The sequence below is a fragment of the Sphingomonas aerophila genome (assembly GCF_014199305.1).
Classification (GTDB): domain Bacteria; phylum Pseudomonadota; class Alphaproteobacteria; order Sphingomonadales; family Sphingomonadaceae; genus Sphingomonas; species Sphingomonas aerophila.
In genome coordinates, this window is sequence record NZ_JACIJK010000004.1 from 136223 (window position 1) to 149747 (window position 13525).

The 13525-nt window shown below is 65.3% G+C and carries 12 protein-coding genes; 8 read left to right on the plus strand and 4 right to left on the minus strand.

The genetic code is table 11. From position 1 onward, the window contains the following. The first annotated feature begins 109 nt into the window (after nt 1-109). Entirely contained in the window at nt 110-1930 is a 1821-nt protein-coding gene (gene aspS / locus FHS94_RS07280; RefSeq protein WP_184056201.1) for an aspartate--tRNA ligase, read from the plus strand. Between the two features lie 61 nt (nt 1931-1991). Continuing rightward, nucleotides 1992-3389, plus strand: a complete 1398-nt coding sequence (locus FHS94_RS07285) for an APC family permease (RefSeq protein WP_343055210.1) — start codon at nt 1992-1994, stop codon at nt 3387-3389. Between the two features lie 9 nt (nt 3390-3398). Here the strand turns inward: FHS94_RS07285 and FHS94_RS07290 are convergent, their stop codons facing one another. Next, a complete protein-coding gene (locus tag FHS94_RS07290) occupies nt 3399-4028 on the minus strand; it encodes a carbonic anhydrase (protein WP_184056203.1) in 630 nt (209 codons plus the stop codon). Between the two features lie 102 nt (nt 4029-4130). On the opposite strand from FHS94_RS07290, the gene lipA reads away from it, so the two are divergent. Both lipA and FHS94_RS07300 read left to right on the plus strand, forming a co-directional pair. Beyond that, entirely contained in the window at nt 4131-5030 is a 900-nt protein-coding gene (lipA, locus tag FHS94_RS07295) for a lipoyl synthase (protein ID WP_184056205.1), read from the plus strand. A gap of 19 nt (nt 5031-5049) precedes the next feature. Next, nucleotides 5050-5532, plus strand: coding sequence for an SRPBCC family protein (locus FHS94_RS07300; protein ID WP_184056207.1), 483 nt, complete (start codon nt 5050-5052; stop codon nt 5530-5532). Here FHS94_RS07300 and FHS94_RS07305 read toward each other — a convergent pair. Genes FHS94_RS07305 through FHS94_RS07315 form a run of 3 tightly spaced genes read right to left on the minus strand, consistent with a single transcriptional unit; the run spans nt 5469 to nt 7674 of the window. Next, nucleotides 5469-5999 (minus strand): CinA family protein, encoded by a 531-nt coding sequence (locus tag FHS94_RS07305; protein WP_184056209.1) that lies wholly within the window; start codon nt 5997-5999, stop codon nt 5469-5471. The two genes, FHS94_RS07300 and FHS94_RS07305, sit on opposite strands and share 64 nt — an antisense overlap. Further along, nucleotides 5996-6520, minus strand: coding sequence for a hypothetical protein (locus tag FHS94_RS07310; RefSeq protein WP_184056211.1), 525 nt, complete (start codon nt 6518-6520; stop codon nt 5996-5998). Before FHS94_RS07310 ends, FHS94_RS07305 begins: the two co-directional genes overlap by 4 nt. Continuing rightward, nucleotides 6517-7674: a bifunctional 2-C-methyl-D-erythritol 4-phosphate cytidylyltransferase/2-C-methyl-D-erythritol 2,4-cyclodiphosphate synthase gene (locus FHS94_RS07315; protein WP_184056213.1), complete on the minus strand. Its 1158-nt coding sequence runs from the start codon at nt 7672-7674 to the stop codon at nt 6517-6519. The genes FHS94_RS07310 and FHS94_RS07315 overlap by 4 nt, the downstream gene beginning before the upstream one ends. An 84-nt stretch (nt 7675-7758) precedes the next feature. On the opposite strand from FHS94_RS07315, the gene dusB reads away from it, so the two are divergent. From dusB to FHS94_RS07335, 4 genes are all read left to right on the plus strand, one after another. Beyond that, nucleotides 7759-8757: a tRNA dihydrouridine synthase DusB gene (gene dusB, locus FHS94_RS07320; protein WP_184056215.1), complete on the plus strand. Its 999-nt coding sequence runs from the start codon at nt 7759-7761 to the stop codon at nt 8755-8757. Then, nucleotides 8726-9823: a two-component system sensor histidine kinase NtrB gene (locus tag FHS94_RS07325; protein WP_184056217.1), complete on the plus strand. Its 1098-nt coding sequence runs from the start codon at nt 8726-8728 to the stop codon at nt 9821-9823. Before dusB ends, FHS94_RS07325 begins: the two co-directional genes overlap by 32 nt. Next, on the plus strand, nt 9820-11247 hold the full coding sequence (gene ntrC / locus FHS94_RS07330) for a nitrogen regulation protein NR(I) (protein ID WP_184056220.1): 1428 nt from the start codon (nt 9820-9822) through the stop codon (nt 11245-11247). Before FHS94_RS07325 ends, ntrC begins: the two co-directional genes overlap by 4 nt. Before the next feature lie 70 nt (nt 11248-11317). Beyond that, entirely contained in the window at nt 11318-13522 is a 2205-nt protein-coding gene (locus tag FHS94_RS07335) for a sensor histidine kinase NtrY-like (protein ID WP_184056222.1), read from the plus strand. The last annotated feature ends 3 nt before the right edge of the window (nt 13523-13525 follow it).

A 13525-nucleotide genomic window follows, 5' to 3' on the forward strand; every position in this document is an offset into this window, starting at 1 on the left:
GGGGAGGGCGACGCCTTCATTCAATCACGTCCTCGCGATGAGCGGGGGCATAGCGCGTGGTGTCCGGAACCCTTCGGGGTCCAGCCTGCGCGGGAATACGGACCAGACGATGCACGCCTATCGCACTCACACCTGCGCCGCGCTGAACGCTTCGGCGGTTGGCGACACTGTTCGCCTGTCGGGCTGGGTGCATCGCAAGCGCGATCACGGCGGCGTGTTGTTCGTCGACCTGCGCGACCATTATGGAATCACGCAGGTAGTGGCGGACAGCGACAGCCCGGCGCTGGCAACCTTGGAAGCTGCCCGCGCCGAGTCGGTGATTACCATCGATGGCGTCGTGAAGGCGCGCACCCCTGCCACGGTGAACCCGAACCTGCCGACCGGCGCGATAGAGGTGTTCGCCCGCGCGGCGACCGTCCAGTCCACCGCGCAGGAACTGCCCATGCCGGTGGCAGGCGATGCCGAATATCCGGAGGACATACGCCTTCGTTATCGCTTCCTCGACCTGCGTCGTGAGAAGCTGCACGCCAATATCCTGCTGCGGTCGAACGTCATCGCTTCCATCCGCCGCCGCATGGTGGACAGCGGCTTCACCGAATTCCAGACGCCGATCCTGACCGCATCAAGCCCCGAAGGTGCCCGCGACTACCTCGTCCCCAGCCGCGTCCATCCGGGCAAGTTCTATGCGCTCCCCCAGGCGCCGCAGATGTTCAAGCAGCTGCTGATGGTGGCGGGCTTTGACCGTTATTTCCAGATCGCGCCCTGCTTCCGTGACGAGGACGCGCGAGCGGATCGTTCACCGGGTGAGTTCTACCAGCTCGACTTCGAAATGAGCTTCGTCACGCAGGAGGACGTGTTCCAGGCAATCGAGCCGGTGCTCCACGGCCTGTTCGAAGAGTTCGCCGATTGGCAGGGCAAGGGGCGTCAGGTTTCCGCCCTGCCGTTCCGCCGCATCCCGTATCGCGAGTCGATGCTTAAGTACGGCAATGACAAGCCCGACCTGCGCAATCCGATCGAGATCTCCGACGTGTCCGACCACTTCCGAGGCTCCGGCTTCGGGCGCTTCGCCTCGATCGTCGATGGCGGAGACGTGGTGCGCGCGATCCCGGCGCCCGCCACCGCAGAGAAGAGCCGCAAGTTCTTTGACGACATGAACGCCTGGGCGCAGAGCGAGGGGTTCGCGGGGCTTGGCTATGCGACCCGCAAGGGCGGCGAATGGGGTGGTCCGATCGCCAAGAACCATGGCGAGGACAAGATGAACGCCCTTGCCGACGCGCTGGGACTTGGTCCGGATGACGGATTGTTCTTCGCAGCGGGCAAGGAAGCGCAAGCGGCCAAGCTGGCGGGTCTCGCCCGCACCCGAGTCGGCCACGACCTGGGCCTGATCGATCCCAAGCGTTTCGAGTTCTGCTGGATCGTCGACTTCCCGATGTTCGAATATGACGAGGACGCGAAGAAGATCGACTTCAGCCACAACCCGTTCTCGATGCCGCAAGGCGAGCTGGAAGCGCTGGAAACCAAAGACCCACTCGACATCCTCGCCTACCAGTACGACATCGTCTGCAATGGCATCGAGCTGTCGTCGGGCGCGATCCGGAACCATCGACCAGAGATCATGTACAAGGCGTTCGAGATCGCGGGCTACAGCCAGGCGGACGTGGACACCAATTTCGCGGGCATGATCAACGCCTTCAAATTCGGCGCCCCGCCGCACGGTGGCTCGGCGCCAGGCATTGATCGCATGGTCATGCTGCTCGCCGATGAGCCGAACATCCGCGAGGTCATCACCTTCCCGATGACGCAAAAGGCGGAGGACCTGATGATGGGCGCGCCAAGCTTCGTGTCGGCCAAACAGTTGCGCGAGCTGAACCTGCGCTCAACGGCAGAGGTGAAGGACGTGGACAGGGCGGTTGCACCCTCTGCCGGGTAACGTGCTGGGTCGAGTGTGCCGCGTCAGCGGACGCACAGGCTGAGAAACGAGGGAAAAGGGCGTGCTCGACGACCAGCTGCGACCGGCAGCGCCCACCGCGCTGACGCGCAGCCTGGGCGTCGCGGGCGTATTGTTCCTGACCCTGTCGGTCGCGACGCCTGCCTCGTCGGTGTTCGTGATCGTGCCCGGCATGTTCCAAGTCGCCGGCACGGGCGCGGTCTGGGCGATGATCATCGCCGGGTTGGTGTGCGTGGCGACCGCCTTCATCTATGCAGAGCTGTCGTCCGCATGGCCGGTCGCGGGCGGTGAGTATGTAGCAGTGGCGCGCACCCTGGGGCCGCTTGCCGGCTTCGTGATGCTGGGCGTCAACGCCTTCGACAATCTGCTCTTTCTGCCTGTGGCTGGGCTTGGCGTAAGCGAGGTTCTGGCCGGCGTGGTGCCCGGACTGCCGCCGCGTGGCACCGCCATCGCGGTTGTCGGGGCGTGCACTCTGGTCGGGCTGTTCAACATTCGCGTGAATGCGGTGCTGACCGGACTGTTTCTGGCCGTGGAGGTGCTCGCGCTCGCGGTTGTCGGCATGCTTGGCTTTGGTCACCTGAGTCGTAACCCCGCCGCGTTCCTTACTGCGCCGGTGGTCGCCGCCGCCGGCGAGCTGAGGCCAGCCGACCTGGCTTCGGTCGGCCTGGCGACCACGATCGCGATCTTCGCTCTTAACGGCTACGGCGCGGCCGTTTATTTTGGCGAGGAGATGCACCAGGCGCCCCGCCGGATCGCTCGCGCCATTCTGATCGCACTTGTCGCGACACTGGTGTTGGAAGGCGTGCCCGTCGTGGCGGCGCTGTCTGGAGCGCCAGATCTTCCGCCGACGCTGGGGAGCGAGGACCCGTTCGGGCTGCTGGTCCGCCAATGGGCGGGACCCACCGCCGCGCATTGGCTTGCCTGGGGCGTGGTGCTGGCCATCGTCAACGCGATCATCGCGTGGGTGCTTGCCTGCGCTCGCTTCTTCTACGGCACTGCACGGGACGGTTCATGGGGTCGCCCGCTCGATTCATGGTTGCAGGCGATCCATCCGCGCTGGGGCTCCCCCTGGCTCGGCACGATGCTGATCGGCGTGACGGGCATGGCGCTCTGCTTTCTGCCGCTCAGGCTGCTGCTGATCTGGAGTGGGGCAGGGCTGATCGCCATCTACGCCGGCATTGCGCTGGCGGCGATGGTCGGGCGCCATACGGGCGCGACGGACGGGGCGGGTTACCGCATGCCCCTTTATCCCCTAGCGCCGCTGCTGACACTGGCGGCACTCGGGTACGTTACCTGGACGAGCTGGCTCGATCCCGCCGAGGGCCGGCCCGCCCTGATCGCGACGGCGTTCCAGATAGCTGGATCGGCCGCGTACTACTGGCTGGTGCTGCGTCGGCGGGGCTGGGCGGCAACCTTGCCGCAAATCGACCAACCCGCCTGAAGCGGATTGTCAGACCGGCTCAAAGCGGCCGTTCTCCTGCAATGCCCGCAGCTTGCCGTCGGCGATCGCGAACACGGCGCCGTGGATCGTGAGCGCGCCCGCATCCAACGCCTCGCGGATGAATGGGAAGGTCTTCAGGTTCTCGATCGAGACCTTCACCCCTTCCTGCTCCAGCGCTCGCTGCCCTTCGGCTCCGTCGCCATGTTCTGCCACGACCCGATCACGAGCCTCATCAAGCAGGCCGATCCATCCCGCCACAAAGCCGCCGTTTCCGGGCTTTGCATCAGCAAGACTGCGAGTCAGAGCTGCACTGACACCGCCACAGGCGCCGTGGCCGAGCACCAGGATTTCATCGACCTTCAACTTGGTCACGGCAAACTCGACCGCGGCCGATACGCCATGCAAGCCACCCGACGCGTCGAACGGGGGCACCAACGCCGCCACGTTGCGGACCACAAACACCTCGCCCGGGCGTGAGCCGAAGATGGTGGCCGGATCGACGCGGCTGTCGGAGCAGCTGATGATCATGACCTTGGGTTCCTGCCCTTCAGCCAGTTCGCTCCAGCGCTCCCGCTCCTGCAGCCATTCGCCGCCGCGAAACCGGTAATAGCCGTCGATCAGGTCGGAAAAGTGAGTCATTGGAGTCCCGTGTTCTCGGTGTTCGCCTGAAAACCTAATCTAGCAGGGGGCAAGCGGTTCCCACCATTGCTCCATGCCCGGCGCATGTCTATCTGCGCCACCATGAACGAGATGACGCCGCTCGCCCGTCCTGAGCGCCCCCGCAAGCCCGACTGGATCCGGGTCAAGGCGCCGACCAGCCTTGGCTTTTCGGAAACCAAGGGTTTGATGCGGCGGCTGGGCCTTGCCACCGTGTGCGAGGAAGCGGCGTGCCCGAACATCGGTGAGTGCTGGACCAAGAAGCACGCCACCGTGATGATCCTGGGTGACACCTGCACCCGTGCCTGCGCCTTTTGCAACGTCAAGACGGGGATGCCGCGCGCGGTCGACCCGCTGGAGCCCGAGCACGTAGCGGTTGCGGCGGCCGAGCTGGGCCTGGAGCATATCGTTGTCACCAGCGTGGACCGCGACGACCTGCCCGATGGCGGCGCGTCCCAATTCGTGAAGGTGATTGAGGCGCTTCGTCGGAACACGCCCAAGACAACGATCGAGATCCTGACGCCAGACTTCCGCAACAAGGCACAGGCGGCGATCGAGTCGATCGTGACGGCCCGGCCCGACGTGTACAATCACAATCTGGAAACCGTGCCGAGGCTGTATCCGACAATCCGCCCGGGCGCCCGTTATTACGCGTCGCTGCGGCTGCTGGAGAGCGTGAAAAGGCACGATCCATCGATCTTCACCAAGTCGGGCGTGATGCTGGGCTTGGGCGAGCAGCGGTTGGAAGTGCACCAGGTCATGGACGACATGCGCTCCGCCGACATCGATTTCCTGACCATGGGCCAGTATCTGCAGCCCACGCCGAAGCACGCCAGGGTCGAGGAATTCGTCACTCCCAAGGCGTTTGACGCCTATGCCGGTATCGCCCGCGCAAAGGGCTTTCTGCTGGTCGCCGCATCGCCGCTGACCCGGTCGAGCTACCATGCAGGCGACGACTTTGCCCGCCTGCGCGCCGCGCGGTAGGCGAAGCTGGGGCTGGTTCGTGCCTAAGCACACCGAGACCCGGCATCTGCCCTATAGCGCGACGCAGATGTTCGACCTGGTGGCCGACGTGAAGCGCTATCCGGAGTTCCTGCCCTGGGTCAGCGCCATGCGGGTACGCCGGGACGGGCCGACGGAGACGATCGCGGACATGATCGTCGGTTTCAAGGGCCTGCGTGAAAGCTTCACGTCCAAGGTCGACAAGGAACGACCCACTCGCATCCATGTCGACTATGTCGATGGACCGCTGAAGTACCTGCGCAACGACTGGGTGTTCCGCGACGAAGACAGTGGCTGCACCGTCGACTTCGCGGTCGACTTCCAGTTCAAGAACCGAGTGTTCGAGGCCTTGGCCGGCCAGGTGTTCGGCGTCGCCCTGCGCCGCATGATCGGTGCGTTCGAGGCGCGCGCGATAGCGCTTTATGGATCGAGCGACGCCGCGGGTTCCGGCAACAGCAACTCGAGCGCACACAGCGCCGCCTGAAGGCGGATCTCACCGCGGCCGAGTTCGCCGAATTGCTTCTTGTCGGCATGAACGTCGGACGAGTCGCCGCCCTTCTCCGCGCGAGCGAAGACAACCGTTCCGACCGGCTTCTTGACCGTACCTCCGCCTGGCCCCGCCACGCCGGTGATCGCGACCGCAACGTCGGCGCCGCTCATCGCGAGCGCTCCTTGCGCCATGCTCCAGGCGACCGCGACGGAAACGGCGCCAAAGGTTTCGAGCACGTCGCCGCTGACCCGCAGCATGGCCGTTTTCGCGTCGTTGGAGTAGGTTACGAACCCGGCCTCGAACACGTCTGAAGATCCGGCGATCTCCGTCAGGGCGGCGGAGACCAGGCCACCCGTGCAGCTTTCCGCGACCGCAACACGGCGGCCCGCCTCGCGATTGGCCGTGATCACGCGCTGGGCCGCTTCAACCAGTTCAGACGGCAGGATCGTATCGGCGTTCATGGCTGATCCTCTCGGCAAAGCGGCAATTCGGGCACGTCGACCTGCTTGCCCTTGGCCCTCTGCTTGTTGACGTATTGAAGCGCCGTCACGACCACCCCTGCCGTATTGCGAGCAGGCAGGGGTGCGAGCTGGGTCACCAGCCGGTCAAGCATTCCGCAGTCGCCTGGCGCGATCCGTCCGACCAGCAACGGAACCAACAATGTGGTGAGGAGCGGCCGCGCATAAGAGGAGTCCAGTAGCAGGTCCGCTGCGGGATTGCTGAGCTTTACAATGGCGCCGCGGGCCGCGGGCCAGGCGAGGTCGGCCGCGGCGCGATACTTGGCCAGAAACGGCCCGTCCTGCCGGCGGAGCAGGCTGGTCGTGGGCAGCCGCGGCGCGCAAACAACGCCCGTTTCGCTCAGGATTTCGGGCAATGCGACCAGCGCGATATCCTCGGCCTCCGACCCGGACAGGCAGGGCCGTTGCGCCGCCGCTGGCGTTGCCACCATCAGCGTTGCAGCGACAATGGCGGCTGCCTTCATGCGAACACTCCGCCAAATCTGACCGTTGCCGCAGCCTGCACCGCTATTCCCTCGCCACGGCCGGTGAACCCCAGGCGCTCGGTTGTGGTCGCCTTGATGCTGACCCGATCGGGCGTGATGCCGACCAATTCCGCGATGCGCGCCGCCATGGCGGCACGATGCGGCCCAATCTTGGGCGCTTCACAAAGGATGGTCAGGTCCGCGAACGTCACCGTACCGCCCTTGGCACGCACCAGCCCGACTGCATGCTGGAGGAACTGACCGGATTCCGCGCCGCGCCACTGCGGATCGCTCGGCGGAAAGTGAGTCCCGATGTCGCCGGCGGCAATGGTGCCGAGCAGGGCGTCCGTAAGGGCGTGGAGGGCGACATCGGCATCGCTATGCCCGGACAGCCCCTTGTCATGGGGGATCAGCACACCGCCCAGCCACAGCTCCTCGCCAAGCTCCAGACGATGAACGTCGAAACCAGTTGCGGTGCGGTACTCGGCACCGACCCGTGCCTCGGCAGCGGCGATGTCGGCGGGGTGTGTGATCTTTTCCAGCACCGCATCGCCCTGCACCACCGCGACGCTGACGCCAAGCCGCCGCACCATCTGGGCGTCGTCGGTCGCTTCCTCGCTCGCGGGCCAGGCGGCATGGGCGTCACGCAGCACGGAGAGCCGGAACGCCTGTGGTGTCTGGATGCGGACCAGCCCGGCGCGCGGCACCGTTGCCCCGAGCTTCCCGTCAGGAGCAGCGGCAAGTGTATCTGCGACTGGCAGGGCAGGGCTCGCCGCATCGGTCTGGTCGAATGACGCAAGCAGTCGGTCGATCACCGCTTTGGGAAGGAACGGGCGCGCGGCGTCATGAACCAGCACGTGGGTGGCCCCGAGTTCGGCCGCAGCATCCAACCCGCGTGCAACCGACTCCCGCCGTGTTGCGCCACCATGGGTCCAGCGCACCTCTCGCAACGTATGTAACAGCCGCTCTTCCTCGCCCTGCGCGACGACAACAACCGTGTCGGTGACGCCCGGGTGGCGGGTGAGCGCGGCATGGGCGTGGGCCAGCATCGGCCGGCCAGCAACGGAAAGAAACTGCTTGGGCATGCCTCCGCCGATCCGGCTACCGGAGCCGGCGGCGACCAGGATCGCGACTACGCGCCGAGCTTCGGTCATCGCCGTCGCCTAGCCCATGCCAGCCAAGGTTGCCAACCTTGTCGCCGCGGGGCCGATCGGGTATGTGCCTGTTTTTCAGGCACCATGCAGATGCTCAAACATATCCAGGTCGGTCCGGTGAGGATTGAGACCCCCGTCGTGCTCGCGCCCATGACCGGCGTCAGCGATCGGCCGTTCCGTACCCTTGTCCGCCGATACGGCTCTGGCCTCAACGTGACCGAGATGATTGCCACGCAGGCAGCAATCCGCGAAACTCGACAGTCGTTGCAGAAAGCGGCCTGGGATCCGGTGGAAGAGCCGGTCTCGATGCAGTTGGTCGGGTGCGAGCCGTACCAGATGGGGGAGGCGGCAAAGCTGAACCAGGATCGCGGCGCTGCGATCATCGACATCAACATGGGGTGTCCTGTTCGCAAGGTCACCAATGGGGACGCAGGCTCTGCGCTCATGCGTGACCTGAAGCTGGCGGCGGCCATCGTTGAATCGACGGTCAAGGCCGTCTCGGTGCCGGTCACGCTCAAGATGCGGATGGGCTGGTGCCATGACAGCCTGAACGCGCCGGAACTTGCGCGTATAGCCGAGGATCTGGGGGTCAAGATGATCACCGTTCACGGCCGCACCCGAAACCAGATGTACAAGGGACAGGCCGACTGGGGGTTTATCCGTCGGGTCAAGGATGCCGTAAGCGTGCCGGTAATCGCAAATGGCGACATCTGCGGGATCGACGATGCAGCAACTGCGATCGAGCAATCGGGTGCCGATGGCATCATGATCGGTCGTGGCGCTTATGGTCGTCCCTGGTTGTTAGGCCAGGTGATGCATTGGCTGCGCACGGGCGAGCGACTGCCTGACCCAGACCTCGACGAGCAATACCGAGTGATCACCGGCCATTATGACGCAATGCTGGAGCATTATGGCACCTTTACCGGCGTCAACATGGCTCGCAAGCACATCGGCTGGTACACCAAGGGGCTGACCGGATCCGCCGAGTTCCGCAATGCGGTGAACCAGGAGCCCGACCACCTTCGCGTCAAGGCCATGCTGGCCGACTTCTATGCTCCATGGCGGCAGCTTGCCGCGGCCTGAGCCCAGGCTGTCGGTGGCGGCCGGACGGGGTGGCCCCAGCCTTGGCGCGTTGTTCGGCGCCTTGCCAGTCGCAATCGTAGTGGTCGACCCGGATGAACGCATCCAGCAGGTGAATGCGGGTGCGGAGCAGATGTTGAACCTGTCCGAACGGCTGATGGTGGGCCAGCCGCTATCCGCAATCCTGCCGGTGCCGGAGGGCGAGCGCAGCCGGGATGGGCAGAATGTCGCCCTGTACGATGTTGCTATCGAGACATCGCGCGGCGTTCGTATCCGTGTCGACTTCATCGAGGCCGAATTGGCCGACCATCCGGGCTGGCGGGTCATCGCGCTGCACGGCGCCGCGTCCTCCCGCCGCCTCGGCCACGGAGCCGATCGCGCCGCCGCCGCTCGAGCCGCGACGGGCGCGGCGGCGATGCTGGCGCATGAGATCAAGAACCCGCTTTCCGGCATCCGCGGTGCCGCCCAACTGATCGGCGCGTGCGAGCTGACGGACCTGATCACGCGTGAGGTCGACCGCATCGCCGCCCTGATCGATCGCATGCAGGACTTCAGCGACACACGCCCCCGGCCGGTCGCGTCGGAGAATATCTACCCCCTGCTCGACCACGCCCGGCGCCTGGCGCTTGCGGGCTTCGCGAGGGGGATACCGATCGAAGAGCGTTTCGATCCCTCGTTGCCGCCGGCCCTGATCGATCGGGACGCGTTGCTCCAGATCTTGATAAACCTTCTGAAGAATGCGCGGGAAGCGGTGCGCAACGAACGCCAGCCACGGCTGGCCATCGCCACGGCTTATCGCCACGGAATGGCGGTCAGCGCCACGGCGGGGCGTCCTCGGGTGGCTCTGCCGATCGAGATCAGCGTGCTCGATAATGGACCCGGAGCGCCCGACGATCTTGTCGATCATCTTTTCGATCCCTTCGTGTCCGGTCGGCGTGACGGACAGGGGCTCGGGCTCGCGCTGGTCGACAAGCTCGTCCGGGACATGGGCGGGATCGTGCAATATGCCCGTGAGGGATCGCCGCCGATGACCGTGTTCCGGCTTCTTCTGCCGAGGGCCGCGTCATGAGCCGGGTTCTCGTCGTTGAGGATGATGATGCGATTCGCACAGTGATCGTGCAGGCACTGCGCCGTGCCGGGTACGACGTGACTGCGGTGGGTACGCTTGCCGCGCTCGACCAGGCGCTTGGGTCTGGCACGCCCGATGTCCTGGTCAGCGATGTCAAGCTACCCGACGGCGACGGCCTGGAACACCTTGCCCTCATTGCCGAGCGTTGTCCCGGGCTGCCTGTCATCATCCTGTCCGCGCAGAATACACTGACAACCGCGGTCCGAGCCGCGGAAGCCGGCGCCTACGACTATCTTCCCAAGCCGTTCGACCTGGAGGCGCTGGTACGGGCAGTCGCGGGTGCAGCCGGACGAAGCGCGTTAACGGCGGATCCGGGGCTGGGCGGCGAAGAGGACCGCTCGCTGCCGCTCATCGGGCGCTCGCCCGCGATGCAGGACGTGTACCGCGTGATCGCGCGCGTCGTGTTCAACGACCTTACGGTATTGATTCAGGGGGAGTCAGGGACGGGCAAGGAATTGGTTGCCCGCGCGATCCATGACCTTGGCCCGCGCCGCCACGCTCCCTTTGTGGCGATCAACATGGCCGCGATCCCGCGCGAGTTGATCGAAGCGGAGCTGTTCGGCCATGAACGCGGGGCCTTCACGGGCGCTGGCGCACGTAGCGCGGGGCGGTTCGAGCAGGCGGCGGGTGGCACGCTGTTCCTGGACGAGATCGGCGATATGCCTCGCGACGCACAGACCCGCCTGTTGCGGGTCCTGCAATCGGGTGAGTTTACCACCGTCGGCGGTGCGCGTCCGATCCGCGCCGACGTCCGCATCGTCGCGGCAACCAATCGCGACCTATCCCGGGAAGTGACCGAAGGTCGTTTCCGCGAAGACCTGTTCTACCGGCTGAACGTCGTGCCAGTCGCCCTGCCTGCCCTGAGGGGGCGGCGGGCGGACGTGCCGCTGCTCGCCCGGCATTTCCTGGACCGGGCCGCCGCGCAAGGGCTTCCACGCCGGCAACTCTCGACGGAGGCGCTGGGCTTGCTGGAAGGGCAGGACTGGCCAGGCAATGTGCGCGAACTCGAAAACTTAATGCGGCGACTTGCCGTGCTTGCTCGCGACGAGGTGATCGGGGCCGACGCGATCCGCTCCATTATGGGACAGGAGTCCCTGCCAGCCGAGCTGGCCGATCCCGATCTTGCTGCCGGAGTCGCTGCCCTGGTCGAGCGGATCGCCCGCAACACGCCGGCTGCTCTGGAAGACGGAAGCTTGTACGATCGGGTCATCGCCGCTGTCGAGCGGCCCTTGATTGAGGTCATGCTGGCCCGACACGCGGGTAATCAGCTGCGGGCAGCGCGCGCGATGGGTATCAATCGCAATACCTTGCGCAAACGACTCGACGCGCTTGGGATCGATGCAGAGCACTGGACTCGACCGTAGATCACGTTGCCCTGACGAAATTGTCGGATTGTGGTTTCCCGGCAACAGATAATCGCGTAGCAGCGCCGCAATGACCGCAGTCGCGACCCAACGACCGGACGGGCCGCAGCCGCGACGCCGCGGCGTCACGGCCGCCCTGGAAGTGCTGGTTCTCGCGGTCGCTGTCGGGGTAGCGTTGGTCAGCTATTTGACCGTCAGCCGCGCGCCGAACCCGCAGCAATTGCTAGCGCCGCCGCTCGTCGCTTTGCTTCTCGTGGCAAACCTGGTGTGCGATTCAGCCGTGATCGTGCTGATTGGCCGCGCCATCGCGCGTCGCCGCGCCCGCAAGTCACCCGTCGGCGGCGAGGGGTTGTTGCACGTCCGGCTGGTCGCGCTCTTCTCTGTCGTGGCTGCTGTTCCGATGCTGCTGGTCACGATCGCAGCATCGCTGTTGTTCCAGTACGGCGTACAGTTCTGGTACTCCGATCGCGCGCGTGCTGTGTTCGAAAACGCGACCACGCTTACCCGCCAGTCCTACAATCAGCTGCTACAGCGTTGGGAAGAGGCGACAGTCACGACCGCCGCAGACATCGCGACCGAGCTTCAACGGCGGCCGATCTCTGGCGACGCACTTTATAATTACCTTGGCACCCAGCTCTACGTCCGGAGCATGAGCGAGGGCGCGCTGATGTCGGTCGACCAGAATTATCGCGTCCGCGTCGTCATCAGCGTCAACCCGTACGGCATCGATCCGGTACGCCAGCTCAATCGGGAAATGCTCACCGACCTGCGGAAGGGACAGCGCAGCGTCGTCAACGTCACGCGGGACCGGATCCAGACCGTGACGCCCGTGCCAGGCACCGACCTGGTCTTGTATGCAGCGCGCCTGACCGACCCGAGCGAGATGCAAAAGCAGACCGCGCGAGCCGAAGCGTCGTTGGCGAACTATCATGCCCTGCTCGTTCGCGCTCGCTCGCTTCAGGTGCGCTTCAACACGGCCCTGCTGGTCCTGTCGCTTCTGATCGTCGCCTTTGCCGTTTGGATTGCGCTGGCCCTGGCCGACCGGCTGGTCCGTCCGGTCGGTGAACTGGTCGATGCGGCGCGGCGGGTGGCCGGTGGGGACCTTACCGCGCGCGTGACCGATCCACGTCGGCGTGATGAGTTCGGCACGCTAGCCAACGCCTTCAATCAGATGACCGAACGGCTGCAGCTACAGAACTCGGCTCTGGTATCGGCCAACGACCAACTCGACAGCCGGCGTGCGCTGATCGAGGCAGTGATGGCCGGGGTGTCCGCGGGTGTGGTCGCGACGGGCGAGGATCGCACGATCCGAATCGCAAACGCCTCCGCGGTTCGCCTTGTCGGCGCTGGCGAGGAACTGGTCGGCCGCACGCTGGGCGATGTCGCGCCGGAACTGGACGCCATGGTTGCGGAACGCCAGCGCGAGGCGATCATCCAGGTGGGCGAGCGCACGCTGGCCGCCCGGCTGGCACGAACCGAGGCAGGGCCGATCCTGACTTTCGACGACATTACCCAGCAGCAACAGGACCAACGACGCGCCGCCTGGGCCGACGTCGCACGGCGGATCGCGCACGAGATCAAGAACCCGCTGACCCCCATCCAGCTTGCCGCGGAACGATTGCAGCGTCGCTATGGCAACAAGGTCGACGAGGGGGACACCACCTTTGGCCGTTTGACGGAGACGATTGTGCGGCAGGTCGGCGACCTCAGGCGAATGGTGGACGAGTTTTCGTCCTTTGCCCGTATGCCAAAGCCGGAGTTCAAGCACGAGGCCCTGCTCGACACCGCAAGGCAGGTGATGTTCCTGCATGAAGTTGCATACCCTTCGATCACCTTTGACCTGCGCGTCGACGAACCTGGCCCCATGCTGGTGTGCGACCGCCGACAGATCGGTCAGGCACTGACCAACATCGTCAAGAACGCGGCCGAAGCGGTGGAGGAGAAAAAGGTTTCTGATGGCCACATCGTCATGGCTGTTCGCGAGGAGCCGGACGAGGTCGTGGTCGAGGTGGAGGACAATGGAATTGGCCTGCCCGCGGAACGGGACCGGATTGTTGAGCCTTATATGACCACCCGGGCTCGCGGGACTGGTCTGGGGCTCGCAATAGTTAAGAAGATCATCGAGGAACATCATGGAACCATTAGCTTTGATGATCGGGAAGGGGGCGGAACGAGGGTGACCATGCGCTTCGACACCGTTGCGCTGGCGGCGTATGATGATGGCGTACCGATCGAGCCGGGCCAGCTCGCAACGCTTACACTAGGCAGGACTTGAGCT

Bases quoted from the DNA above. Each gene is read 5' to 3' on its own strand.
- FHS94_RS07335 (WP_184056222.1), top strand. From the start codon at position 11,318: ATGACCGCAGTCGCGACCCAACGACCGGACGGGCCGCAGCCGCGACGC.
- FHS94_RS07325 (WP_184056217.1), top strand. From the start codon at position 8,726: ATGCTCCATGGCGGCAGCTTGCCGCGGCCTGAGCCCAGGCTGTCGGTG.
- ntrC (WP_184056220.1), top strand. From the start codon at position 9,820: ATGAGCCGGGTTCTCGTCGTTGAGGATGATGATGCGATTCGCACAGTG.
- FHS94_RS07315 (WP_184056213.1), bottom strand. From the start codon at position 7,674: ATGACCGAAGCTCGGCGCGTAGTCGCGATCCTGGTCGCCGCCGGCTCC.
- lipA (WP_184056205.1), top strand. From the start codon at position 4,131: ATGAACGAGATGACGCCGCTCGCCCGTCCTGAGCGCCCCCGCAAGCCC.
- FHS94_RS07290 (WP_184056203.1), bottom strand. From the start codon at position 4,028: ATGACTCACTTTTCCGACCTGATCGACGGCTATTACCGGTTTCGCGGC.
- FHS94_RS07305 (WP_184056209.1), bottom strand. From the start codon at position 5,999: ATGAACGCCGATACGATCCTGCCGTCTGAACTGGTTGAAGCGGCCCAG.
- dusB (WP_184056215.1), top strand. From the start codon at position 7,759: ATGCAGATGCTCAAACATATCCAGGTCGGTCCGGTGAGGATTGAGACC.
- FHS94_RS07310 (WP_184056211.1), bottom strand. From the start codon at position 6,520: ATGAAGGCAGCCGCCATTGTCGCTGCAACGCTGATGGTGGCAACGCCA.
- aspS (WP_184056201.1), top strand. From the start codon at position 110: ATGCACGCCTATCGCACTCACACCTGCGCCGCGCTGAACGCTTCGGCG.